Genomic DNA, 24,780 nt, shown 5'->3' with positions numbered 1-24,780 from the left:
TAGCACCGGCTGCTGCAAGGTTATGTGACCGGCGTCATAAGATGATGTGGCGAAAATGTTTCGTAGTGGGATCTGAGATCCCGAAAGCGGAGGGTAAAACAAATCGATTGCGGTTTGTGGCGTGCTGCTCACGCCGGGTTGCCTCGGGCCAGGTTGACCCGAGGCAGGGTCAGGGATTGAGTGAGACGGTTACTGCGCCAACAACTCAAGGGCGTTCGCCCGGGTGTTATCGGTGATGGTATCGCCACCGAGTAGGCGGGCCAGCTCATCCACCCGGGCGTCGCCCAGCAGCGGCATCATCTGGGTTTCGGTTTGGCCTGAGCGGCTTTGCTTGGCGACGTACATGTGGTTGTGGCCGTTGCCTGCCACCTGCGGCAGGTGGGTGACACAGAACACCTGGGTGGACTGACCCAGCTGGCGCAGCATGCGACCAACCACCGCGGCGGTGGGGCCGGAGATCCCCACGTCTACCTCGTCAAAGATCAGGGTCGGGGTGGCCACCTTGCGGGCGGTGATCACCTGAATGGCCAGGCCGATGCGGGAGAGCTCGCCGCCGGAGGCGGTCTTGGCGATGGGCTGCATCGGCTGTCCCGGGTTGGTGCAGACCAGAAACTGTACCTTGTCGGCGCCTTCCGGGCCGGGTGCTTCGCTCTGGTGGTCCACATCGATGGCAAAGCGGGCATGGGGCATCGCCAGCTCGCGCATGTTGGCAGTGACCAGCTTGTCCAGCTCCTTGGCGTAGCGTTGTCGGCTTTTGCTCAGGCGCAATGCCTGGGCCTGCAGTTCAGCCAGGGCTGCTTCCCGGGCCTCGGCCAGGGTCTCCAGTTCGGCGTCGTCGCCGGCGATGCTGGCCAGCTCTTCCGCCAGGGCCTGGTGGTGCGCTGCCAGCTCGTTGCCTGAAACCATGTGTTTGCGGGCCAGCGACATCGCCCGGGACAGGCGCTGTTCCAGCTCGTTAAAGCGTTCCGGGTCCATCTCCAGGCTGCTGCGGTAGCTGTCCAGCTCATTGCTGCTCTCCTGCACCTGGATCAGGCCCTCGTGCAGCATACTGACCACCTCACCCAGGCTGGGATCCGCCTGTTGCAGCGACTCCACCTCGCTGATCACCTGGCTGAGCAGGCTCTGAACCGAGACCTCTTCGCCCTCGCTGAGCAGATACAGTGCTCGCTGGCTTTGTTCCAGCAGGTTGCCGCAGTTGGCCAGGCGGTGATGCTCGGTCTCTATCTGCTCAAACTCGCCGGGTTGCAGGGCAAACTCATCCAGTTCCTGCACCTGGTACTCCAGCAGCTGGGCCCGGGCTCGGCGCTCCTCCTGCTCCTGCTGCAACTGACGGATGCGCTGATCAAGTTGCTTCCAGGCTTTGTGGGACTGGCGACAGCGGCTGAGCAGGGCGTCGTGGCCGGCGTACTGGTCCAACAGGGTGAGCTGAACATCCGGGTGCAGCATGCTGTGGTGGGCATGCTGCCCATGGATGCTCACCAGCAATTCGCCCAGGCTTTTCAATTGGGCCAGGGGCACCGGATGGCCGTTGATCCAGGCGCGCGAGCGGCCTTCGCCGGAGATGGTGCGGCGCAGGATGCACTCCTCCTCCTCGTCCAGCGCGTTGTCCTGTAGCCAGCGGCGGGCGGCTGGGATTTTGCTCAGATCAAAGCGGGCGGACAGCTCCGCCCGTGGCGCACCGGGGCGCACCATGCTGGCCTCGCCACGACCGCCAAGACACAGGCTCAGGGCATCGATGGCGATGGACTTACCGGCGCCGGTTTCCCCGGTGATGCTGGTCATCCCCGGGTGCAGGTCCAGTTCCAAGAACTTAACGATGGCGAAGTTGCTGACCGTCAGCTGTGCGAGCATGGTGAATCCCTGTATGGATAAACATGTACTGTATGGGGGTACAGTATATGAGGAAAAAGTGGTCAGTAAAGGGTTTTATTGACGAAGTGTGGCCAACCGAGCTGAACCGGGGCCGCAACTTGGCCCTGGTAACGCTCAGCGTAAGGAAAAACTGCCGTTTTGGTCCCGTCAATGATCGCGATTTTTCGATAGAGTGCGGCGCGATAGCAAATCGCCTGGGAATGAGGATGGAACTGAAACAACAGTACGAACGGGATGTGCAGCGCCTGTTCGTGGCCACGCTGGTGGTCTGTCTGCCGCTGCTGATTGTCTCCACCAAGGCCGCCGTGACGGTGCCGTTGAGCTGGACTCCGGAGTGGGTGGAGCAGCTGTTTGATCTGTACAAGGCGCCACTGTCGGTGATCGGCGCCTGGCTGGCGATGCGCACCATTCGGATGGGGATGTACCGGGTTGAGATCAATCAGCTGCAACTGAACCAGAGCTTGAAGCAGCACGCCTTAAGCAACAGCCAGTTTGCCCTGACCCAGAAGCGGGTGGAGCTGGCCCAGCAGCAGTTCAGCCAGAGCTCGGTCGACCGCAAGGTCAATAACTACCACGCCCACAAGGATCGCTTCCAGGACCTGCTGGAGGAGATCGAGCAGCGCTACGGTATCAGCCTGGGCACCGGCCTGTACGACAAGCTGTTTGAGCGTTGCGATGAGACCCATCGCGGGGTGCGCCTGCTCGACAGCGGCGAGGCGCTGCTGACCGAGTTGCCCGAGCCATTGAGTCAATGTGCTGAGCGCTGTGGCCTGGCGCTGGAACAAAATCAGCTCGATTACTCGCAGGGGGTCGAGCTGGGGCTAGCGGAGATGGCACTGGCACTGCGAGATATGGGCCGTCAGCTCAAGGTGCTGAAGCGCGATAGCGCCTATGTGCACAGCTTTGCCATGGCCAACTCGGCTACAGGTCGACAACGACGGCCCAAGGCCCTGCTGTGGGACGCATCGCTGCATGAATCGGTGGCCAAGCTGTTCCAGGCCCGTCGGCTGGTGGCGCTGTTTGCCGAGCTGACGCCGGTGAGCAGCCCCATGGGTCTGCGCGAGTTGCGTCACCTGGAGCCGAGATTGCGGGAGCTGGGGCTGCTGGATACCAATGAGCTCAATCATGAGGCGAAGCAGGAACTGGCCCGACGAAAGGCAGCCCGGCAATGGGTGCAAAGCCGCTTTGCCGGCTACCGCTACCGGGGTCTGCAGCGCTAGCGCGACAAGGCGGCCAGAGCCGAACGGACAGGCCATACTGCAATCACTCAGGTGAGGAGGATAGGATGGCAAAATCGAGTCCAGTGGCGCTGGTCACCGGCGCCAGCCGCGGGATTGGCCGCGAAATCTGTCTGCAACTGGCTGAGCGGGGGATCCAGGTCTGGTGCGCAGCCCGTCAGGTTGCCGCAGCGCAGGCCACCGCGGAAGCGATTGAGGCGCAGGGAGGGAGGGCCCGAGCGGTCAGCCTGGAGGTGCGCTCTTCATCCCAGGTGGACACGCTGTTGGCGCAGATCGAATCGGAAGGGGGGCTGGATCTGCTGATCAACAACGCCGGGGTGTACCTGGATGCGACATTGAGCCTACCGGAGCTGGATGACCTCACCCTGCACCAAACACTGGAGACCAACCTGTACGGGCCTATCTACCTGTGTCGGGCGGCGCTGCCGGGGATGATGCAGCGCTGCTTCGGTCGCATCGTCAATGTCTCCTCCGGTTACGGTGCCCTGGCGGATATGGGGCCGAAGATCACCGCCTACCGGATCTCCAAGGCGGGCCTTAACGCCTTAACCGCGGTGTTGGCTGCGGAGGTGGTGGAGCAGGACATCAAGGTCAATTCGGTCTGCCCGGGCTGGGTACGGACCGACATGGGCGGCCCGGAGGCGGATCGTTCACCGCAGCAGGCGGCGGCGGACATCGTCTGGGCCGCCACCCTGCCCAGTGATGGCCCCAGTGGCCAGTTTCTGCGGGACCGCCGGGCTATCCCCTGGTAGCGATGCAGTACCAACAAAAACGCCCGCAATCGATGGCTTCGGTTGCGGGCGTTTTTGTTGGTATGGGGTCAGAACAGCTTGCTGCCCCAACCCAGTTTGCTGCGCAGCACCTCGAAGTAGCTGCGACCACGGGGGTGGATCAGGCGCAGCGAATGGTCGGCCTTGCGGATGATGATCTCATCCCCCGGCAGGGCAGAGAGGGTAACGTGACCGTCACAGCTGACCTCCAGTGGTCGCTCGCCCATCTCCGGTGAGGCAATGAGCTTCACCTCGCTGTTGCCGTCCACCACGATGGGGCGGCCGGACAGCGAGTGGGGGAACATCGGCACCAGGATGATGGCGTTGAGGTTGGGGGTGAGGATCGCCCCGCCGGCGGACAGAGAGTAGGCGGTGGAGCCGGTAGGGGTGGAGACGATCATGCCGTCGGCCCGCTGGCTGTACATGAACTGACCGTCGATGTAGACCTCGAACTCGATCATGTTGGCCACCCGGCCCGGGTGGAGTACCGCCTCGTTGACCGCGCTGTTGGAGGCCTTGAGCGCACCGTGTCGGTACACCTCGGCCTGTAGCAGGAAGCGGTGCTCGGTGCTGAACTCCCCCTCTAGCACCTTGCTCAGCGCCGGCTCGAAACCCTCCGGCGGCAAGTCGGTCAGAAAACCCAGGTTGCCACGGTTGACGCCGATCACCGCCACATCGTAGCGGGACAGTACCCGGGCGGCCCCCAGCATGTTGCCGTCACCGCCCACCACAATGGCCAGGTCGCAGCGCTCCCCCAACTCATTGAGGGTGTGCCCCGGGGCGTTGAGTTGGCTCAGTTGTCGGGCTACCCGCTGTTCGATCAGCACCTCGTAGCCGAGGCTGTTCAACCACTGATGGAGGCGTTTGATGGTTTTGTTGGCCCCGTCGTGATGGGGTTTGCCGATAAGGCCAATGGTCTTGAAGTGCTCTGGCATGCAGAATCCGCGTCATCGCGGCCTTGAAGTGGTCGATTTCGTCCCCATAATAGGCTCAGTGTTTTAATGAATAAAGTGGTTTGGCGGAGTTGTGATGAGCGACGAGCAGCAAAAAGTAGTTGATCAAGAAGAGATTGCAGAACAGCAACCGGAGCAGGTAGACGCTGAGGTAGAAACCGAAGCGGGTCAGGAGGTGGATCCTCGTGACCAGCGTATCGCTGAACTGGAAGCTGAACTGAACGCTGCCAAAGCCGAGATTGCCGGCCAGAAAGACAGTGTGGTACGAGCGGCCGCGGAGGTGGAGAACATCCGTCGTCGCACCGCACAGGATCTGGAGAAGGCGCGCAAGTTCGCGCTGGAGAAGTTCGCCAACGAACTGCTGCCGATCCTGGATAACCTGGAGCGTGCCCTGGAGGTACCGAACCGGGAGGAGGAGCTGGTGAAGCCGATCCTGGAAGGGGTGGAGCTGACTCAGAAGAGCTTTATCGCCAGCGTGGCCAAGTTTGGCGTTGAGGTGGTGGACCCGACCGGTCAGCCGTTCAACCCGGAGCTGCACCAGGCGATCTCCATGGTGCCGAGCCCGGATCATCCGGCCAACACCGTGATGACCGTGATGCAGAAGGGCTACACCCTGAACGGTCGCCTGCTGCGCCCGGCCATGGTGATGGTGTCACAGGGCGGTGCCCCCAAGGTCGACACCCAGGCCTGAGCCTGACAAAACAAAAAAACCGCCGAAAGGCGGTTTTTTTGTGTCGGCTGATTGGCTGTCAGAGCAGCAGCGCCGGGCTATGCTGGTCCAGCTCGGCAATGCTGGCCTGGATCTCCAGGTATTTGAGATCCACCCATTTGGGCAGGCTATCGGGGCGCTTAAGCTGATGCTGACGCGGGTCTCGTGGGGCGATCACCACCTCGATGTTGTCCAGCCCCAGGTCGTGGGCCAGCACAAACAGCTCTTCGATGGCCCGATCCCCCATGGCCAGGCAGCCCCAGGATACCTCGTTGCCATGGATGAATATGTTGCCACCCAGATCACCCCGCTGCTCCTGGGCACCGAAGTAGCGATCCATCTCGTTGGGGTAGTTGATCCGCAAGGAGAGGTGAAACTGGCTGTTGGGGTTGGCGGCGTCCAGACGGTACACGCCTTCGGGGACCTGCAGATCACCCTGGCGCATCTTGGGGCGCAGGCTGCCGCTGGTCTTGAGGATGGGGTAGGTACGGAAGAAGTGCCATTGGCCGTCGCTGCTTTGCAGCCAGATCTCCAGCTTTTGCTCCGCCTTGAGGGCGACAAACTTGGCGTTGCTCACCTCGAAGCCTTCCGGGACCAGCTGCCAGAAGGGAGCCAGTCGCTGTTGCACCGCCGGGCCATAGTGGCTCAGCACGGAGGTCACCGTGTGCTTTTGGGACAAGGCTGACGTGCAGACTAATGTCAGCGCCAGTGTGCAAAGTCGAAAGATCCGCAAGACTCACCTCTATCGTGTTCAAGCGCCGCAATGTTCCATAAATCAGCAGGTCATTCAATCCCGTGGGGGATTAACCCAGCATAGTGGTAAAACAAAATCGACGGCAACTTAGGCAGTTACAGAGGCAAAAATTTTTTTGGCCGGAGCCTGGGTGAAAAATGGTCAAAGCCGCAAAAACAGGGGTTCTGTGCGGGGGATCAGAGCCCATCGAATGGCATCAGTATCGGCATCAGCAGCCAGCTAAGGCCTAATGCGGCCCAGGCCCAGCGGCTGGGACGTTGGGCCAGCATCTCCGCCAGGCTGGCCGCCAGGGCGGCGAACCCCAGGGTGACCAGGGGAAGCAGCCACCAAAGGGCGTTGCCTTGGGGCAGCAAAGGCAGCAGGCTCAGGCTCAGCAGCAGCCCCAGAGCCAAGACGAAAGGCAGGGTGTTGCGGGTATCTTGCAGTGTCGACATCGCATCGCTTCCAGTGCAGTCATCTCATCACCGCCAAGGCTGATGCAAATGCGAATCAATTGCAAGTGTTAGTTTGTCGCATTACGCTGCTGCCACTTGGGGCCAAACTGCTGGATCAGCAGGCCGGCGACGATCAATCCCAGGCCATACAAGGTGGCAGGGGCGATCGCCTCGCCCAGGATCTGGGCGATAAAGAACAGCGACAGGAAGGGGCCGAGGAACACCAGGTTGGACAGCGGCGCGGTGCGCTCCGCGGTGCGCATGGCGGTCAGCCAGAGTACGAAGGTTAGTCCCATCTCAAACAGGCCAACGTAGGCGGCGCCCGCTAGCCCCTGCCAGGAGGGCAGCGCCAGTTCGCCGCGCCAGGCACAGACCAGGGCGATGCAGGGCAGGGAGACCAGGAAGCTGAGCAGCAAACTGGCCACCGGATCACCCTGGTCCTTGGTGTTGACGATCCAGTAGAGCGACCAGAGCAGGGTGGAGAGCAGCGCCAGGCCCACCCCCAGTGGGCTGGCAAAATCCAGGCTGGCCAGGTTGCCACCGGTGGCGATCACCACCACGCCGAAATAGGCCGCCACCGCGGCCAGCACATCCCAGCGCCGCAGTTTTTGCCCCAACATTGGCACTGCCAGCAGACTGAGCAGAATAGCCCAGGTGTAGTTCAGCGCCTGGGCCTGCTGTGCTGGCAGCCGGTCGTAGGCGCCAAACAGTGCCAGGTAATAGAGAAAGGGGTTAAGCAAACCGCTTTTAATGTATTGCAGCGGTTGCCCGCGCCATTGACGCACCACCTGCTGGCCGCGCTTTTGCACCAAGACGATGGCGGCCAGCAACGTGGCGGAGGTAAGGGAAGCGTACAGCAGCAACTGGGCCGGCGACATATGGGCCAGCGACAGCTTGAAGGCGGTGGCCACGGTGGACCAGAGCAACACGGCGGCAAAGCCGAACTGCATCGCGCGGGTTTGATTTTTTGCCATGGGTGGTTGGATCTGATGGGGCAGGAATTGGCAGCAATTATACCCAGTTAGTGCAGCTCGACTCAGAATTCCCACAACTTTTTTGGGTCTGCCCCTTGAAAGCGGGCACCCCGACCCCATCTTTGCTGTCAGTTCCGGGGCGAAATTATTTTTTAGGCCGGGCCTTGAAAGGCCAAAGCGCCAGCCCCAAATACCTCGTAACAGTTAAGAACCGCGTTGTTTCAAAGTTTTTTGGAGGCACTCGATGGGTAAGATCATCGGTATCGATCTGGGCACCACAAACTCCTGTGTGGCCATTCTGGATGGCGACAAGCCGCGAGTAATTGAAAACGCTGAGGGTGATCGCACCACCCCCTCTGTCATTGCCTACACCGATGGCGAGACCTTGGTGGGCCAGCCGGCTAAGCGCCAGGCGGTGACCAACCCGCACAACACCCTGTACGCGATCAAGCGTCTGATCGGTCGTCGCTTTAAAGACGAAGTGGTACAGCGTGATATCGACATCATGCCGTTCAAGATCGTCGAAGCGGACAACGGTGACGCCTGGGTTGAAGCCCACGGCGAGAAGATGGCTGCGCCGCAGGTATCTGCTGAAGTCCTGAAGAAAATGAAGAAGACCGCCGAGGATTACCTGGGCGAGGAAGTGACCGAAGCGGTAATCACCGTACCGGCCTACTTCAACGATTCTCAGCGTCAGGCCACCAAGGATGCCGGTCGCATCGCCGGTCTGGACGTGAAGCGCATCATCAACGAGCCCACTGCCGCGGCCCTGGCCTACGGCATGGACAAGAAGGCCGGTGACAACGTCATCGCCGTGTACGACCTGGGTGGTGGTACCTTCGATATCTCCATCATCGAGATCGATGAGGTGGATGGCGAGCACACCTTCGAGGTTCTGGCCACCAACGGTGACACCCACCTGGGTGGTGAAGACTTCGACAACCGCCTGATCAACTACCTGGCGGACGAATTCAAGAACGAGCAGGGCATCGATCTGAAGAACGATCCCCTGGCGATGCAGCGCCTGAAAGAAGCCGCTGAAAAGGCCAAGATTGAGCTGTCCTCTGCCCAGCAGACCGACGTCAACCTGCCGTACATCACTGCCGACGCCACCGGGCCGAAGCACATGAACATCAAGGTAACCCGCGCCAAGCTGGAATCCCTGGTAGAAGACCTGATCATCCGCTCCCTGGAGCCGCTGAAGGTAGCTCTGCAGGACGCTGACCTGTCTGTGTCCGACGTCAACGACATCATCCTGGTGGGTGGCCAGACTCGTATGCCGAAGGTACAGCAGGCCGTTGCTGACTTCTTTGGCAAAGAGCCGCGTAAGGACGTGAACCCGGACGAAGCGGTAGCCATGGGCGCTGCGGTTCAAGGTGGCGTACTGGCCGGTGACGTGAAAGACGTGCTGCTGCTGGACGTAACCCCGCTGTCCCTGGGCATCGAGACCATGGGCGGCGTGATGACCGCGCTGATCGAGAAGAACACCACCATCCCGACCAAAAAGTCTCAGGTGTTCTCCACTGCGGAAGACAACCAGGCTGCGGTAACCATCCACGTGCTGCAGGGTGAGCGTAAGCAGGCGCAGGGCAACAAGTCCCTGGGTCAGTTCAACCTGGAAGGCATCCAGGCAGCGCCGCGCGGCATGCCGCAGATCGAAGTGACCTTCGACATCGATGCCGACGGCATCCTGCACGTGTCTGCCAAGGACAAGAACACCGGCAAAGAGCAGAAGATCACCATCCAGGCCTCTTCCGGTCTGTCCGAGGATGAGATCAACGCCATGGTGAACGACGCCGAAGCAAACGCCGAAGCGGACAAGAAGTTCGAAGAGCTGGTCGCGGCTCGCAACCAGGCTGACGGTCTGGTGCACGCCACCCGCAAGCAGGTGGAAGAAGCCGGCGAAGCCCTGGGCGAAGAAGACAAAGCCAAGATCGAAGAAGCGGCCAAGGCCGTGGAAGAAGCGGTTAAGGGCGAAGACAAGGACGCCATCGAGGCCAAGACCCAGGAGCTGATCCAGGCGTCTGCCAAGCTGATGGAGCTGGCCCAGCAACAAGCTCAAGCGGCCCAGGGCGCAGCCCCGGGTGGCGACGCGGGCGCCGAGGCACAAGCCAAGCCGGCGGACGACGTGGTTGACGCTGAGTTTGAAGAAGTGAAAGACGACAAGAAGTAATTCTTTGTCTTACCCTTCTTAGCATTGAATGAAGCGGGCGACCGGCCTTTCCCGGCCGCCCGTTTTTGCTTAACAGCAAGTCCAACTGGTTTAACTAACGGATCACGGCAAACCAATGTCAAAACGCGATTTTTACGAAGTACTGGGCGTGGCCCGCGATGCCAGCGACCGCGACATCAAGAAGGCGTACAAGCGCCTGGCGATGAAGTACCACCCGGATCGCAACCCGGGTGACGAAGCGGCCGAGGCGGCGTTCAAAGAGGTGAAGGAAGCCTACGAGATCCTCACCGACGAACAGAAGCGCGCGGCCTACGACCAGTTTGGCCACGCCGGGGTGGATCCCAACCGCGGTGCCGGCGGCTTTGGTGGTGGCGGTGGTGCCGACTTTGGCGACATCTTTGGCGACGTGTTCGGTGACATCTTTGGCGGCCGCCGTGGTGGTCGTCAGCAAGCCCGGGGCGGCAGCGATCTGCGCTACAACCTGGAGCTGAGCCTGGAAGAGGCGGTGAAGGGCTGCAAGAAAGAGCTGAAGATCCCCTCCCTGTCCAGCTGCGACAGCTGTGGCGGCACCGGCTCCAAGTCCAAGACCGGCGTCTCCTCCTGTGGCACCTGTCACGGCACCGGTCAGGTGCAGATCCGCCAGGGCTTCTTCGCCGTGGCGCAGACCTGTCCCACCTGTGGCGGTCGCGGCAAGGTGATCAAAGACCCCTGCAACAAGTGTCACGGCCAGGGCCGGGTGGAAACCACCAAGACCCTGTCCGTCACCATCCCGGCGGGCGTTGATAACGGCGACCGTATCCGTCTGGCAGGCGAAGGCGAAGCGGGCGAGATGGGGGCCCCGGCGGGGGATCTCTACGTTCAGGTGCACATCAAGGAGCACCCGATCTTCGTCCGTGACGGCAACAACCTCTACTGCGAGGTGCCGATCTCCTTTGCCAACGCGGCGCTGGGCGGCGAGATCGAGGTACCGACCCTGGACGGTCGTGTCTCCCTCAAGGTACCGTCCGAGACCCAGACCGGCCGGATGTTCCGCCTGCGCGGCAAGGGCGTGAAGTCGGTGCGCAGCCACGCGGTGGGCGATCTCATCTGTAAGGTGATCGTCGAAACCCCGGTGAACCTGACCGAGCGTCAGAAGGAGCTGCTGCGGGAGTTTGAGGAGACCTGTGCGGTCTCTGCCAAACGTCACAAGCCCAAGGCTGAAGGCTTCTTCGACGGTGTGAAGAAGTTCTTCGATGACCTGACCAGCTAAGCTGGGTTTGGATGAAAAGGCGCCCTTGAGGGCGCCTTTTTTGTGCCCATTCCGACCAGTTTAACTGGGCCTTTCACGCTCCTAACTGCATCGCTTTGCGAAAAATCCATACGCCAGAGGCATGACGCCATACGGGCAGTTTGTCCTTAACAATGGCGCAACATGGCGTTAGGTTAGAGCCGAAAGATGGATAAGGAGATCCAAGATAATGAGGTACTTAAGCTTAGTTTTGGGGCTGTTTCTCAGCCTCTCCCTCAGTGCTGCGCAGCCTGGCCCGGACAGCGTGGAGTATTACAGTAAGGACAGCCAGTTTCTGGATGTGAAAGTGTCCCCGGATGGCAAGCACATCGCCGTGCTGACCCCCATCGAGGGCAAGAACGCCCTGGCGATCCTCAACAGTGAATCACTGGAGCCGACCACGGTGGCCCGCTTTGGCGACAACAAGGAGGTGGGTGACTTCCACTGGGTCAACAAGGAGCGGGTGATCGTTCAGCTCAACTACTACAAGGGTTGGATGGAGCAGCCAGTGAGTGCCGGCGAATGGTTTGGCATCAACGTCAATGGCAAGAAGCGCAAGAATATCTTTGGCTATCGGATGGGGGGGATGCAGACCGGTCGCAAGATCAAGCAGGCCACCGCTACCTATGGTTATGGTCAAATCGTTGACCTGTTGCCCGAGGATAAGAAGAACATCCTGATCAGCGTCACCCCTTTCTCTAGCAGCGACAATGTATTGCCGGAGCTACACCTGCTCAATGTCTACACAGGACGCATGCGCAGTAAGGGACGCTCGCCAGTACCAAGCGCTGATTTCCTTGTCGATCACAAAGGTGTCGCTCGGTTTGTCAGTGGTGTCGCCGCCAACGGCCAGGTCCGGCTCTACTACCGGGATAAGAAAGACGCGGATTGGGCGCTGGTTTATGAAGGTGAGCCCACCGGCGAGAACGTGGATTACGCCCCGCTGGCATTTGCTGATGATCACCAGGTCTATATCGCTGCCCGTGGCGATAGCCCTATCAGTGGTGTCTACCGCATGGATATGAAGACCGGTGAGCGCAAGCTGGTTTACCGTGATAAGGAGGTCGACCCGTCACACTACTGGTTCAGTGCCGATGGTCGCCACCTCTATGCACTGGAGGTGGAGCCGGATTATCCCTCCTACCTGTTTATCGATAAACAGCGTCCGGAAACCGCCCTGCTCAAGGGGCTGATCCAGGCCCTGCCGGGGATGCAGGTACGCCTCAGCCACCAGTCATTCGATGGCCGCTTCGCCATTGTGAACGCGTTCAGTGATACCGTACCCGGGGTGTTCTACCTATTTGATGCGGAGAAAAACAGCCTCAAGCAGGTGGCGCGTGCCCGCCCTTGGGTCGAGACTGCGAAATCAGCCACGGTCAAGCCCATCAGCTTCGAGGCCCGGGACGGCCTGACCATTCGGGGCTATTTGACCCTGCCTGAGGGTAAAGAGGCCAAGAACCTGCCGCTGATCGTCAATCCCCACGGTGGGCCTCATGGACCCCGGGATTGGTGGCAGTACGATACCACCACCCAGTTCCTGGCCAGCCGCGGCTACGCGGTGTTGCAGGTTAACTTCCGTGGCTCCGGCGGCTTTGGCAGTGACTTTGAACGGGCCGGTTATCGTCACTGGGGCGATAAGATCCAGTACGACATCATCGACGCCACCCGCCACGTGGTCGAGCAGGGCTACGCCGATAAACAGCGGATCTGCCTCTACGGTGGCAGCTTTGGCGGCTACTCGGCGCTGCAGTCGGCGATCCTCGAACCGGATCTGTTCGCCTGCAGCCTGGGCTTTGTCGGGGTGTATGATCTTGAAATGATGTACACCGAGGGGGACATTCCTGAGCATGAATCCGGTATGCGCTATCTGAACCGGGTGATTGGCCAGGACAAGGCGCAGCTTCAGGCATTCAGCCCGGTGCACAATATCGACAAGCTCAAGGCACCGGTGTTCATCATCCACGGTGGCCAGGATGAGAGGGCGCCCATTGAGCAGGCCGAGGCGCTGCGCAAGGCACTGGAGGCGGCCAACCATCCCTATCGCTGGAAGGTGATGAAGAAAGAGGGGCACGGCTTCTACAACGACGAGAACCGTAAGGTGCTATTTGAAGATATCGCGGGCTTCTTTGATGAGCACCTGAAACTCTAAGGCGAGCTGCTGGAGGCACCCAGCCTCTGGCTTGAGCTAAAGAACGCCCGGGCACTGCCCGGGCGTTTTTTTATGGGGCTATCAGAGGTCCTTGTAGGAGAACTTCTGGCCACCGACGGAGGCCTCGTACATCAGGCCGCCACCGGTCATGGTCAGCACCTTGATGCCGTTCTCATAGGGCGCGGAGGCCGCGGCACCCGCCGCGGCAACCACCGCGGAGATCTGCGCGCTCATCTCGAAGTTGCCGCCCTTGAAGTTCTCCAGTGCCTCGGCATCTTCGAACAGGATCAGCTCACTGAACACCTGGCCGCCGAGCTGGAAGCCGATGGTCAACTGGGTCAGTGAGGTGGTACCGATGGGTTTGCCACCGGCGTAGACAATACCGGAGCCGTGGGCACCGCCCACCCCCATACCAGCCTTGCCGACGGTGGGGAACACCGCATAGCCCGCGGCCTTATCCATCACCGCCGCCAGCGAGTCGTCCTCTTTCTTAAACTGCTTCACCGTGGCTTCTGCTTCCTCCAGCGATTCCGCCGCGTCTTTGGCATCCTCAGCGGCCTTGGCCTCCTCTTTGGCCGCATCCGCCTTGTCATTGGCTTCCTTGGCAGCGGCTCGAGCGGCCTCGGCCTCCTCTTCCGCCCAGCCTTGGCCCAGGCTCAGTGTCAGGGCCACTAGGCTCAGTCCCACTATGCGTTTCATCCCAGTTCTCCTTACTGGCTGCCAATACTGGCCAGCCTCGGTGGTTTATCCAGACAGCGCAGCAAAGTGTAGATTAATTCACCAATTTAACATTGTGGCCTGGTGTGAGTGGCTGGCTGTGGCTGGTGCTTCAGGGATCTGAGTATTGGAGGGTCATATCGACAGTAACTTACTGTCTTTAGTGAGATAAATTCTGGTGTTAGCATGGTGCCACCAAAGGAAAAGGAGGTTCCTATGCAGCGAATTTTATCGCTCTTGCTGGTGATTCTGGCCTGGGGTATCCAGGCTGCGCCGGCTGAGATTGAGCATTTCAGTAAAAACAGTCAATTTCACTCGGTAAAGATCTCGCCGGATGGCAAGCATCTGGCGGTGATCACCCCGCACGAAGGCAAGAACGTGCTGGCGATCCTGGCGGCTGATACCCTTAAGCCCACCTACCTGGCCAAGTTGGATGGCAACAACCAGGTTGGGGCGTACCACTGGGCCAATGACGAGCGGGTGATCTTCCGGCTGGAAACCTTCTCCAGTTGGTACGAGCAGCCGCGCAGCAACGGCGAGTGGCTGGCGGTGAACGTCAATGGCAAGCGCAAGAAGAACATCTTTGGCGTCAATGCCGGCAATAGCGGGCTGTCCAGCCACGTTGGCCGGCGTAACGCCACCATGGGCTCCGGCCAGGTGGTTGACCTGCTGCCGGACGAGCCCAAATCGGTGCTGATCGCCTCCACGCCCTTCCTGGAGGGGAAGAACCCCAAACCCACCCTCTACAAGGTCAACATCTACAGCGGTCGTAAGAAGCAGGTTGCCCGGGCGCCCGTGCCCCACGGCAGCTTCCTGACCGATCACCAGGGCCGGGCCCGCTTTAGCTTTGGCCTCAATGACAAGGATCAACTGGAGATCTACTACCGCGAAGACGACAAAGCGGAGTGGCGGCTGGTGGCTCAATCCAAGGCGGCGGACAGTGATTTCGATTTTTCCCCGCTGGCCTTTGCCGACGAGCATCGGGTCTATGCACTGGACCGGGCTGGTGAGAGCCGGCTGGGCCTCTACCTGATGGACATGCGCGATGGCAGCCGTGAGCTGCTTTACCGGGATGAACGGGTGGATCCCAGTGACTTCTATCTCAGCGCCGATGGCCGCAAGCTGTATGGCCTGGAGGTGATGCCGGATGTGTCCGAGGTGGTCTACATCGATAACGAGGCCCGGGAAGCCCAGCTGATGCGTGGCCTGGATGCGGCCTTTCCGGATCATCAGGTGCGCATCACCAGCACCACGGCGGATGGCAGCAAGGCGATCGTGGTCAGCTACAGCGCCCAGGATCCGGGTACCTTCTATCTGTATGACGGCAGCAATAACACGGTGCGTCACCTGACCGCCGCACGTCCCTGGGTGAAGCCGACGCAGTCCGCCCAGGTCAAGCCGATCAGCCTGACCACCCGGGATGGGGTGGAGATCCACGGCTACCTGACCCTGCCGAACGGGGCCAAGGCGGAGAAGCTGCCGCTGGTGGTCAACCCCCATGGCGGCCCACACGGTCCGCGGGATGAGTGGGGCTACAACCCGGAGACTCAGCTGCTGGCCAGCCGGGGCATGGCGGTACTGCAGGTCAATTTCCGCGGCTCTGGCGGTTATGGCAAGGCGTTTGAGGAGTCGGGCTATCGCAAGTGGGGGCAGGAGATCCAGTACGACATCATCGATGCCACCGAGTACGTGATAGCCCAGGGCATTGCCGATCCGGAGCGGATCTGCATCTACGGCGCCTCCTTTGGTGGCTATTCGGCACTGCAATCGGCGGTGTTGGCACCGGAGCTGTTTGCCTGCAGCGTGGGCTTTGTCGGCATCTACGACATGGAGCTGATGTTCAAGAAGGGCGACACCACTGAGAGCACCATGGGGATGAAGATCCTCGACAAGTACCTGGGCTCTGACAAGGAACAGCTGCGTGCCTTTAGCCCGATCCACCACCTGGACAAGCTCAAGGCGGCGGTGATGATCATCCACGGCAAAGAGGATGTGCGGGCGCCGATTGAGCACGCCTACGCCCTGCGCGATGGCCTGGAGGCGATCGATTACCCCTACGAGTGGATGGTGATGGAGAAAGAGGGCCACGGCTTCTACAACGAGGACAATCGGGCCGAGATGTACGCCGAGCTGTTGGGCTTTTTAGAGCAGCACCTGAAGCTGTGAGCAGAGGGGACACCATAGGGTGTCCCCGCTTTGTTTCTGTGGCCGGCGCTGGCACACTGGAACCGTCACGGAGTTAAGTTGAATCCCAAGGAGGAAGGATGAAGCGAACAGTCCTGTGCGCGTTGTCGCTGATGCTGGCGGCGTGCAGCACGCAATCCCCCACCGGTCGGGGGCAGATGCTGCTGTTCTCACCGGATGAGATGCGCCAGATGGGGGCGCAGTCGTTTGAGCAGATCAAGCAGCAGGAGACCATCTCCAAGGATGCTGCCACCAATCGTTACGTCAGCTGTATTGCCGATGCCCTGACCGAGGCTCAGCACCTGGCGGCGATCGACCCTGAGCAGGTGGAGACCTGGGAGGTGGTGGTGTTTGACTCCGACCAGGTCAACGCCTTTGCCCTGCCCGGCGGTCACATCGGTGTTTATACCGGGCTGCTCAAGGTGGCTAAGACCCAGGACCAGCTGGCGGCGGTAATGGGCCATGAGATCGGCCACGTGCTGGCCAACCACGGTAACGAACAGGTTTCCCGCGGCCAGATGACCAACGCCGGATTGCAGATCGCCTCGGTGGCGCTGGGCGCCGGTGGGGTTGATAACTCCGATATGATCATGGCTGGCCTCGGCATGGGCGCCCAGGTGGGGATCATCCTGCCGTTCGGTCGCGAACAGGAGCTTGAGTCGGACATCATCGGCCTGGAGCTGATGGCCCGTGCCGGCTTCAACCCCAGCGCCTCGGTGAGCCTGTGGCAAAACATGGCCAAGGCTTCAGGCGGTGGCGCGCCACCGGAGATGCTGTCCACCCACCCCTCCCACGACAGCCGCATCAGCGAGTTGAGATATCGACAGAACCAGGCCCAGCAGTGGTACCAGGCGGCAAGGCAGGCGGGTCACCAGCCCCAATGTCAGCCTCCGGGCTGAGTTGGGCTTAGTTGGGCGGAATTGTCGGGAGCTTAGGGGGATTCGGTGGTACACTTGCCGCCTTTACTCCGTCCTAATTTAGGGAACCTCTAATGAGTTTTGATTCTGTTGAGAAGAAGGTGAGCTACGGTGTTGGCCGCCAGATGGGTGAGCAACTGGCCAGCCAGAGCTTTGAAGGCGTAGACATCGCTTCTGTACAGGCCGGTCTGGCCGACGCCATGAGCGGCGTTGACAGCCAGGTACCGCAAGAAGAGCTGCAACAGGCCTTCGCCGTGATCTCCGAGCGTCTGAAAGCCGAGCAGGAAGCCAAGGCCAAGGCCGCCGCTGCCGAAGGCGAAGCCTTCCTGGCTGAGAACGCCAAGCGTGACGAAGTGACCGTGACCGAGTCTGGCCTGCAGATCGAGGTTCTGAAGCAGGGTGAAGGCGAGAAGCCGACCCGCGAATCTACTGTTCGCTGCCACTACCACGGTACCTTCACCGATGGCCGTGTGTTCGACAGCTCCGTAGAGCGTGGCCAGCCGGCTGACTTCCCGGTTGGCGGCGTGATCGCTGGCTGGACCGAAGCCCTGCAGACCATGCCGGTTGGCACCAAGGTCAAGCTGTACATCCCGCACAACCTGGCCTACGGCGAGCAAGGTGCTGGTGGTGCTATCCCGCCGTACGCCGCCCTGGTGTTCGAAGTGGAGCTGCTGGAGATCCTGTAAAGGGTATCTTGTAGCAAGAAAAAGCCGTCGCGCTCTTAAAAGGAGGCGACGGCTTTTTTGTTTTCTTTTCGCGGAAAGATTACCTACAAGGTCCCTTTTAGTCGGGGTTCAGGCTCATAAAGTAATGGTGGCACACGGATCTTGCGCCGACTTAGAGGTGCCCGAGTGAGCCCAATGAGACTAGGTTGAGGGCCTGGATGGCCCGAAAGGCCAGCGGAGGCAGGGGTGCCGACTCTGGCCGGTACCGCAGTCTCGTTGGTAGCGAGCGAGGAGAAGCACCGACTGGAGGCAAGGGGGTGTCGGGGGCGGAGCCCCTGACGTGGGAACTAAAAGCGGTAAAGAAACTGGGCGCCAGGGAAACACCTATGGCACATAGTGCTAGGGGAAACCTTGGCACCCAGCAGGGCGGCAGCCCTGTTACAACGGCAGTGCCCAGCGGGCTAGGGGATCGGCGTTGTCGATGCCGCGACCCCAGCGGTCCAGGGCGTCTATCTGCAGCACACGGGTACCCTCCGGCAGCAGGCCGTTGAGTTTGCCACTGGCACGACGGGTCATCAGGATCACCGCTTCCGGATCGTCCTCAAGAGCCTGAACCAGGGCCTGGGACTGGGCATCACTCCACTCCAGCTCGGAGCCGAACTGACGGTGGTGAACGAACAGCTGGTGGCCAGCGGCAAAGTCTTCCATCGGCTCATCCAGCAGGATCACCGAGTCGATCTCTGCTTCCATCAACTGCATTGCCTGGCGCTGTTGCATCGACAGGATCGCCTGGTTGAGCTTGGCACGGTTGGCGCGGATGGTGGCCTGGTGCTGAGGCCAAAGGCGTTGCAGATCCATCGCCACGATGGTGTTCATCTGCGCCAGGTTGGCGGGATTGAGCCAGACGTAGGGGGAGGGCTGGCCGTTGTTGCCGGGCAGTACCGCCACACTCTGGGCGCGGGGGCCGATGGTCTGGCTGGCGTCGATCTCCACCAGGCGGATGTTGTGGGCGCGAGCGTAGCGGAACAGCGGGTCCTGGGGCCAGGCGGCGGCCAGGGTAATGACCGCATCGGCCTCGGAGGCGGCGCTTTGCACTGTTTGCTGCCCCTGACCATCCAGCCAGTTGGCCATTCGATGCATGCCATATCGGCTCGGTGGCAGGTACTTTACCTCGGCGTCGGTGCCTTCCAGCAGCTGGGAGGCCAGCATATAGTTGACCGGCAAGCCGGTCAGTACGCTGTGGTGCTTCGCTTGCTCTGCCATGGCCGTCAGCGGCGCCAATAGCATGCACAACAGGGTAAACAGACGTTTCATCAGGATTTCACTCCAATCTTGTACAGGTTGGCACTGATAAAGAACAAGGCGCTGATCAGGATGATGGCGGCACCGGAGGGCACCGGTATCTCCATCGCCATCGGCAGGTAGATGCCACCGACGCAGGCGATGGTGGCCAGCAGCGCCGACAGGCGCACGAAGCTGCCCATGTTGGTGGTCAACAGGCGGGCGGTGGCGCCGGGGATCAGCAACAGCGCCCCCACCAGCACCGCACCGACGATCTTCACCGCCGCGATGGTCACCAGGGTCACCATGATGACGAACAGGTAGTCGTAGAACTGGCTGTTGTAGCCGCGCACCCGCGCGAGATCCGGGCTGATGCAGGTCAGCAGCATGCGATTGAAGGTGGGCAGCAGCAGGGCAACGATGACCGCACAGCACAGAGCCAGCAGCAGGATATCGGCGTCGTTGACCGTCAGGATGGAGCCGAACAGCACGTTCTCCAGCATGTGGATGTTGATCTTGCGGGCCACGAACATCAGCAGTGCTGAGCCACCGGCCAGGGCGATGGCCAGGAACACCCCCACCAGAGTGTCGTAGGGCACGGCGGTGCGGTTACGCACGAAGTGCAGGATCAGCGCAAACAGCATGCAGAAGGTGAACAGCGAGATGATCGGGTTCTCCGCCGGTTCACCCAGCAGAATGCCGATGGCGATGCCGGTCAGTGCTGCGTGGCCCACCGCTTCAGAGAAAAAGGCCAGGCGCTTGGCGATCACCAGGGTACCGAGGCCGCCCAATAGTGGGCCCACCATCACCGCGGCGATCAGGGCATTGACCATAAAGGCGTAGCCGAAGCTCTCCGGCAGGTAACCGGCCTCGGCGCCGGCCAGGGCCCATTGACGTAAGCTTTCCATCAGGCGGCTTCCTCCGGGTGAAACAGGTTTTCGATGTTTTCCGGTGCCAGCACGGTATCCGGGTGGCCGCTGGTGATCAGGCGGCGGTTAATCACGTGAACCCGGGCCTGCTCGAGGCGCCGGACGGCACGGATGTCGTGGTGCACCATCAACAGGGTTTTGCCTTCGGAAAGTAGGTCCATCATCAGCTGGTCGAGGTAGCGCAGGCCGTCCTTGTCCATGCCGGTGGCGGGCTCATCCAGCACGATAAGATCCGGGTTGTCCAGCAGGGCCTGGGCAAACAGCACCCGTTGCTGCTCACCACCGGAGAGTTGGCCCATGCGGCGCTTGGCCTTGTCGGCCATGCCTACCCGCTCCAACTGGGTGAGGGCAAACGCGCGATCGGTCCGCTTCACGCCGCCAAACAGGGGGCGCTGGCTGCAGTTGAGCAGAACAAAATCCATCACGGTCAGCGGCAGGCTGGCCTCGAAGCCAGCCGCCTGGGGCACGTAGCCGATCTTGCCGCTGCTGCCCTGTGGCCAGTGGATGCTGATTTCACCCTCGAACGGGGTCAGGCCCAGTACCGAGCGGATCAGCGAGGTTTTGCCGCCGCCGTTGGGCCCCATGATGACGTGACAGCCGCCGGCGTCGAACTGGTGGTTGAAGGGGTGCAGGATCTGGTCGTTGCCGTAGCGCAGCGACAGGCCCTTAACTTCGATACTCGGTCCCATCACTCGGCCTCGGCAATGTAGTGGATCGCCTTAACCAGGGTATCCAGGTTGTCGCCGGTCTCCTTGATCACCTTGTCGGCATCGTAGGGGCCATGGGTCATGTGGGAGAACTGGTAGAGTCGAACGCCGGTGGCCTCCTGGATGGTGTCGACGAAGCGGTTGGGCATGTCCAGCTCGTAGAACAGCACGTTGACCCCGGAGGCCTGGATCCGCTCGATGGTACCTTGCAACTGGCTGGCAGAGGGCTCGACCCCGTGGGCCGGCTCGATCACCGCATCCACACCAATACCGAACTCCTGCAGCAGGTAGCCGTAGGCGTTGTGGGTGGTGGCCACCTTGAGGCCCTGGGTGTCCAGGCCATTGAGCTGGTTCATCGCGGCCTGCTTCATTTGGCGCAGCTCGCGGGCGTAGGCGCGGGCATTGCGGCGGTATTCGGCGGCGTTGTCCGGGTCCAGTTTGCCCAGTTCGGCGGCGATGGTGTAGACCTTCTGGATGGTGGTGGCGATGCCCACAAAGGTGTGTGGGTTGATGGCACCGTCGCCGACGGAGGCGCCCATGGCCGGCAGCAGCGGGATGCCAACGTTGGCCTCGATCACCGCCAGATCGCTACGGTTGGCGGAGGCGATCACCTGCATGGCGAACTCGTCATGGCCGATGCCGTTGACTACGATGGCGTCCATCTGGCTCAGGCGGCGCAGATCACCAGGCTGAGGCAGGTAGTTGTGGGGGTTAAAGCCGGCATCCACCAGTGGCACGATCTCGGCCTTGTCACCCACCACGGCAGCAACGTAGCTGTAATAGGGGTGCAGGGTGATGCCAACCTTGAGCTTGGCCCAGGCGGTAACGGGGAACAGGGTGGGCAGCAGCAGCACCGCCGCCAGCAGGGAGGGTTTGGAGAAACGCATATCAACTCTCAATGATGATGGCCGGGTGTGGCTTGGGCGTTGACCAGCTGTTTCCAGCCCTGGTGGATAAGCTGATCAATGTTGGTGTCGGTGGCGCCGGCGACGGGAGCCGGATGAAACCAGATCTGGGCCGGCTGCTGGGCGGCCAACAGCAGCACCGCCGGTGCGCTGTCCTGACCCGGCTGGCCCAGGTACTCGCCGTCACCCAGGTGTTGCCACCGGTGTGCGCCCTGGCGCTGCCAGCTCATGTCCTCAACGAAGGGCGGCAGGAACTCATCCTGCAGCTCGGTGATCTCGGGCCACTGTTGTCCGTTGTCCTGGTACAGGTCCCGGATCTCCTCGAAGGCGATGCGCAGCTCGGCAAACAGGGCGTGATTATCACTGTCGATGTCGCGGTCGGAGACCTGGTGTTGGGCCAGACCATGGTCGTGGGATTGGGCCTGGTGAAAGGGCAGGGCAGTGACCGCAAACAGCAACAGCCCAGCTATCGCTGAGCCAACCCACATCCCTTCCCGGACGCCATTATCCGGTTTTACTCTTTGTACCGTCGTGGCGCGCATCATCAGCGCTCCCGCATCTCGACCACATCCACTTCAGCCGGGGCTTCGTGGCCTGGGTCAAACACCAGGTAGAACTCGTCGGTCTCCGGGGCCTCAAACAGCACCCGGGAACGGTTGTCGGTGCGGGCCAGGTCGATCAGGGTATCGTCGTAATCGAACAGCCGGACTTCGTAGTTGGTGGCGCTGCTGCCGTCGGTCCAGCCAGCCTGGCAATGCACCTCGCTGCGGTCCTGCTCAAACCAGCAGGCCAGGGTGCCGTAGTGGGCTTGAGTCGGCAGGGCCAGGGCCATCGCCGCGGCAAACAGGGAAAGGGATCTTTTCATGGGGTCTCCAAGACGCAGGCGCCCAACTCACGCAATCAAGGTCAGTTGGGCGCTTAACGGCATATCAGTCCAGCTGTACTTCGAAGGTGACGTTCACCACCGCGCGGTAACGGTCAGCGCGGGGGTCATCCTTCAGCTCCTGGGTGAAGCTGGTGTCCATCAGGTAGCGGCCGGCATGCTCAGGGGTGAAGCTGATCTTGCCGTCGTCACCGGAGACGGCGGAGATGGCATCCTGGCGGTTACGGTACAGGGTACCTTCCGGGGTGACATTCACCTCGACGCCCTGAACGGCTTCACCGTTGAACAGGAACTGGAAGCTCACCTCCTCCTGCTCGATGAAGTCCGCCGGGTGGGTCAGCGGGATGATCTCAAAACCCTGGCCTTTGGGTTCCAGTACGGTACGGTCCGGGGCCTTGACGGTGACGTAGGTGTGCGCAGCACGCAGCATCTGGGTGGTCACCACCTCACGAGCGCCTTCCGGCAGCAGGGCATCACGCTCGGCCTTGCTGGCGGGGATGCGGCGAACGCTGTCGCGGCGGCCGGCCTGGAAGTTGGTCATGTACATCTCCGGGAAGGCCACACCGATGCGGTAGGTGCCGTCTTCGACGAAGTGGTAATCGAACACGGAGCGACGCTTGCCCTTGAACACGTGATCAGGACGGTCCTGCTCGCCATCCGGACGCTCAATGCGGGCGGAGTCGGCACTGGCCGGCTTGTCGAAGGTAAAGGTGCCGTGGGAAGCGGTCACGTCGAAGGTGATCCAGTCGCCTTCGTCGGCGGACACGGTAAAGTGCGACGGCAGGATCCACAGCGGGTGAGCCAGGGCCTGAGGGGCAGCGAAGGCGGCCAGCAGGGCCGCAGCAGAGAGTGTACGTTTGAGCATGATCATTCCTTGTTGTTCTTCAATTAAGGCTGGTAGCTCAGGGAGATAACACCGATCTCATCCTGCGCTTCGCTGCTTTGGGTAAAGGGGGCGTCACCCAGGGTGATGGGCATGCGGACCAGGTCACGCCCGCCGTGCTCACGCACCACTTCGGTCATCAGGGTGTATTCACCGGCGGGCACCAACTGACCGTTGTCGTCCTTGCCGTCCCACTCGACCCGGTATTGACCGGCTGGGCGGGTGGCGCCGGAGAGGGCGTCGGCAAACTCGGCGTCGTAGCGACCGACCTTGCGCCACCAGCTACGGATATCCTTGAGCCACTCGGTTTGCTTTCCGGTCCACAGGGTGATGGTACGAACAGACTCGCGGTCGCTGTTCTCCAGCCAGATCGCCACATAGGGGCGGGCGTACTGGGCCACGTCCAGCTGGGGCAATTCAAATTGGATGGTCATGTTGGCGTCGTCCGACAGCGTGGTAGCGCTGAGAGTGCTGCTGGCCAGCAGGCCAAAGGCAGCGGCGACGAGAGAAAGGCGATTCATAGCGGAAGCTTCCTTAGCAAAAAGCGGAGCATTAAAAACTGGCGAAATAGATCAGGGCGGTGGCGACGCTGCCCACCCCGGTCCAGGTCATGGCAGAGCGGACACTGCGCTTCTTTGGCAGCAGGATGATCACCCCGGTGATAATGAACAGCACCATGATCAGCGCGGAGAAATCGATGAACCACTTCCAGGCCTCGCCCGTGTTGCGGCCCTTATGCAGGTCATTGAGCCAGGCGATGGTGCCGTAGTCCTGGGTTTCCAGTTCGGCTACCCGGTCGAGCAGGTCGATGTAGACGCTGGCGTTGTAACCGGGGCCCTTGAAGTCCAGGCTGGCTTCCCCCTCCAGCAGCTCGCCATCCTCCACCACGGTGTACACGTCCACCGAGGAGGCCAGGCCACGGATACCAGGCTGTTGGCGCAGGTAGTGCACCAGGGCCTGGTTATCGGGGCGCAGCGAGCCATCTTCCTGACCCAGCAAGAAAGCCGGTACCTCGATCTCCCACTGTTGACGCTCTGGCCCCTCGGCGCCGAACCAGTCAGGTCGATTCAGGGTGATGCCGGTGATGGCGAAAAACAGCATTACCAGTAACAGGCTCATAGAGCTGTAGATATGGATGGTGCGTGCCAGGCTCTGTACCGGCTTTCGTGTCAGGGGCATGGGACTGATCGACTAACAAAAAGATGGAACCGAGAGTACAAACTGAGAAGGCAAATGGGAATCGCTCTCATTAAAAAGTGAGAATGAATCTCGATAACCGTGAGGGGGATCACGTCACCCGCCATGGCTGTTGCATTGATGTTAATGAGAAGGGTGGGGTTGAGCCCCTACAGCTAAGCCATCGATTGCTGATAACCACAGTTTTTGAAAAAAGCGATTAAGGTGCCAGGTTTAAAT

24 protein-coding genes are annotated in these 24,780 nt (G+C 61.1%); 9 read left to right on the top strand and 15 right to left on the bottom strand.

Annotation, left to right across the window (positions count from 1 at the left end; translation table 11 throughout):
* Nucleotides 1-189: 189 nt before the first annotated feature.
* Nucleotides 190-1,851, bottom strand: coding sequence for a DNA repair protein RecN (gene recN / locus BUC04_RS10470; RefSeq protein WP_067656480.1), 1,662 nt, complete (start codon nt 1,849-1,851; stop codon nt 190-192).
* A gap of 227 nt (nt 1,852-2,078) precedes the next feature.
* Between recN and BUC04_RS10465 the strand changes: the two genes are divergently transcribed.
* Nucleotides 2,079-3,092: a hypothetical protein gene (locus BUC04_RS10465; RefSeq protein WP_067656479.1), complete on the top strand. Its 1,014-nt coding sequence runs from the start codon at nt 2,079-2,081 to the stop codon at nt 3,090-3,092.
* A 65-nt stretch (nt 3,093-3,157) separates the two neighbouring features.
* Entirely contained in the window at nt 3,158-3,862 is a 705-nt protein-coding gene (locus tag BUC04_RS10460; RefSeq protein WP_067656477.1) for an SDR family NAD(P)-dependent oxidoreductase, read from the top strand.
* Nucleotides 3,863-3,930: 68 nt separating this feature from the next.
* Here the strand turns inward: BUC04_RS10460 and nadK are convergent, their stop codons facing one another.
* The gene (nadK, locus tag BUC04_RS10455; RefSeq protein WP_067656473.1) at nt 3,931-4,815 is read right to left on the bottom strand and encodes an NAD(+) kinase; all 885 of its coding nucleotides are present in this window, start codon (nt 4,813-4,815) and stop codon (nt 3,931-3,933) included.
* A gap of 94 nt (nt 4,816-4,909) precedes the next feature.
* Here nadK and grpE point away from each other — a divergent pair, with 94 nt between their 5' ends.
* Complete coding sequence (grpE, locus tag BUC04_RS10450; protein ID WP_067656470.1) at nt 4,910-5,524, top strand: nucleotide exchange factor GrpE; 615 nt, start codon at nt 4,910-4,912, stop codon at nt 5,522-5,524.
* Between the two features lie 58 nt (nt 5,525-5,582).
* On the opposite strand, the gene BUC04_RS10445 is transcribed toward grpE, so the two are convergent.
* The 3 genes from BUC04_RS10445 to BUC04_RS10435 all read right to left on the bottom strand — a co-directional run bounded on the left by BUC04_RS10445 (nt 5,583) and on the right by BUC04_RS10435 (nt 7,704).
* A complete protein-coding gene (locus tag BUC04_RS10445) occupies nt 5,583-6,221 on the bottom strand; it encodes a L,D-transpeptidase family protein (protein ID WP_067656466.1) in 639 nt (212 codons plus the stop codon).
* A gap of 251 nt (nt 6,222-6,472) precedes the next feature.
* Nucleotides 6,473-6,730: a hypothetical protein gene (locus tag BUC04_RS10440; protein WP_067656464.1), complete on the bottom strand. Its 258-nt coding sequence runs from the start codon at nt 6,728-6,730 to the stop codon at nt 6,473-6,475.
* A gap of 68 nt (nt 6,731-6,798) precedes the next feature.
* A complete protein-coding gene (locus tag BUC04_RS10435; protein ID WP_067656461.1) occupies nt 6,799-7,704 on the bottom strand; it encodes a DMT family transporter in 906 nt (301 codons plus the stop codon).
* Between the two features lie 244 nt (nt 7,705-7,948).
* Here BUC04_RS10435 and dnaK point away from each other — a divergent pair, with 244 nt between their 5' ends.
* The 3 genes from dnaK to BUC04_RS10420 all read left to right on the top strand — a co-directional run bounded on the left by dnaK (nt 7,949) and on the right by BUC04_RS10420 (nt 13,293).
* Complete coding sequence (gene dnaK, locus BUC04_RS10430) at nt 7,949-9,877, top strand: molecular chaperone DnaK (RefSeq protein WP_067656456.1); 1,929 nt, start codon at nt 7,949-7,951, stop codon at nt 9,875-9,877.
* A gap of 115 nt (nt 9,878-9,992) precedes the next feature.
* Nucleotides 9,993-11,126, top strand: a complete 1,134-nt coding sequence (dnaJ, locus tag BUC04_RS10425; protein WP_067656455.1) for a molecular chaperone DnaJ — start codon at nt 9,993-9,995, stop codon at nt 11,124-11,126.
* Between the two features lie 208 nt (nt 11,127-11,334).
* A complete protein-coding gene (locus BUC04_RS10420; RefSeq protein ID WP_067656452.1) occupies nt 11,335-13,293 on the top strand; it encodes an alpha/beta hydrolase family protein in 1,959 nt (652 codons plus the stop codon).
* An 81-nt stretch (nt 13,294-13,374) separates the two neighbouring features.
* On the opposite strand, the gene BUC04_RS10415 is transcribed toward BUC04_RS10420, so the two are convergent.
* Complete coding sequence (locus tag BUC04_RS10415) at nt 13,375-13,992, bottom strand: lipid-binding SYLF domain-containing protein (RefSeq protein WP_067656449.1); 618 nt, start codon at nt 13,990-13,992, stop codon at nt 13,375-13,377.
* A 234-nt stretch (nt 13,993-14,226) separates the two neighbouring features.
* Here BUC04_RS10415 and BUC04_RS10410 point away from each other — a divergent pair, with 234 nt between their 5' ends.
* The 3 genes from BUC04_RS10410 to BUC04_RS10400 all read left to right on the top strand — a co-directional run bounded on the left by BUC04_RS10410 (nt 14,227) and on the right by BUC04_RS10400 (nt 17,797).
* Nucleotides 14,227-16,176 carry a S9 family peptidase gene (locus BUC04_RS10410; RefSeq protein ID WP_067656446.1) on the top strand — a complete coding sequence of 650 codons (1,950 nt, stop codon included), beginning with the start codon at nt 14,227-14,229 and terminating at the stop codon, nt 16,174-16,176.
* A gap of 98 nt (nt 16,177-16,274) precedes the next feature.
* Nucleotides 16,275-17,093, top strand: coding sequence for a M48 family metallopeptidase (locus BUC04_RS10405; protein ID WP_067656438.1), 819 nt, complete (start codon nt 16,275-16,277; stop codon nt 17,091-17,093).
* A 92-nt stretch (nt 17,094-17,185) separates the two neighbouring features.
* Entirely contained in the window at nt 17,186-17,797 is a 612-nt protein-coding gene (locus BUC04_RS10400; RefSeq protein WP_067656436.1) for a BamJ family beta-barrel-assembly machinery protein, read from the top strand.
* Nucleotides 17,798-18,214: 417 nt separating this feature from the next.
* Here BUC04_RS10400 and BUC04_RS10395 read toward each other — a convergent pair whose 3' ends face one another.
* From BUC04_RS10395 to BUC04_RS10355, 9 genes are all read right to left on the bottom strand, one after another.
* Nucleotides 18,215-19,090, bottom strand: a complete 876-nt coding sequence (locus tag BUC04_RS10395) for a metal ABC transporter solute-binding protein, Zn/Mn family (RefSeq protein ID WP_067656429.1) — start codon at nt 19,088-19,090, stop codon at nt 18,215-18,217.
* Nucleotides 19,090-19,965 (bottom strand): metal ABC transporter permease, encoded by an 876-nt coding sequence (locus tag BUC04_RS10390; protein WP_067656427.1) that lies wholly within the window; start codon nt 19,963-19,965, stop codon nt 19,090-19,092. Before BUC04_RS10390 ends, BUC04_RS10395 begins: the two co-directional genes overlap by 1 nt.
* Nucleotides 19,965-20,675: a metal ABC transporter ATP-binding protein gene (locus tag BUC04_RS10385; protein ID WP_200804679.1), complete on the bottom strand. Its 711-nt coding sequence runs from the start codon at nt 20,673-20,675 to the stop codon at nt 19,965-19,967. Before BUC04_RS10385 ends, BUC04_RS10390 begins: the two co-directional genes overlap by 1 nt.
* Entirely contained in the window at nt 20,675-21,580 is a 906-nt protein-coding gene (locus BUC04_RS10380) for a metal ABC transporter solute-binding protein, Zn/Mn family (protein WP_082766562.1), read from the bottom strand. The genes BUC04_RS10385 and BUC04_RS10380 overlap by 1 nt, the downstream gene beginning before the upstream one ends.
* A gap of 8 nt (nt 21,581-21,588) precedes the next feature.
* The gene (locus BUC04_RS10375) at nt 21,589-22,143 is read right to left on the bottom strand and encodes a DUF6162 family protein (RefSeq protein WP_143165678.1); all 555 of its coding nucleotides are present in this window, start codon (nt 22,141-22,143) and stop codon (nt 21,589-21,591) included.
* The gene (locus BUC04_RS10370; RefSeq protein ID WP_067656419.1) at nt 22,143-22,463 is read right to left on the bottom strand and encodes a hypothetical protein; all 321 of its coding nucleotides are present in this window, start codon (nt 22,461-22,463) and stop codon (nt 22,143-22,145) included. Before BUC04_RS10370 ends, BUC04_RS10375 begins: the two co-directional genes overlap by 1 nt.
* 64 nt (nt 22,464-22,527) lie before the next feature.
* The gene (locus BUC04_RS10365) at nt 22,528-23,346 is read right to left on the bottom strand and encodes a DUF4198 domain-containing protein (protein WP_067656417.1); all 819 of its coding nucleotides are present in this window, start codon (nt 23,344-23,346) and stop codon (nt 22,528-22,530) included.
* A gap of 23 nt (nt 23,347-23,369) precedes the next feature.
* Nucleotides 23,370-23,885, bottom strand: a complete 516-nt coding sequence (locus BUC04_RS10360; RefSeq protein ID WP_067656414.1) for a DUF2271 domain-containing protein — start codon at nt 23,883-23,885, stop codon at nt 23,370-23,372.
* Between the two features lie 31 nt (nt 23,886-23,916).
* Nucleotides 23,917-24,543, bottom strand: coding sequence for a PepSY-associated TM helix domain-containing protein (locus BUC04_RS10355; protein WP_067656411.1), 627 nt, complete (start codon nt 24,541-24,543; stop codon nt 23,917-23,919).
* Nucleotides 24,544-24,780: the final 237 nt, after the last annotated feature.

Source organism: Ferrimonas marina, assembly GCF_900129905.1.
Taxonomy (GTDB): domain Bacteria; phylum Pseudomonadota; class Gammaproteobacteria; order Enterobacterales; family Shewanellaceae; genus Ferrimonas; species Ferrimonas marina.
Note: the sequence above shows the minus strand (reverse complement) of the source record. Positions and strands in the feature narration are given on the sequence as shown.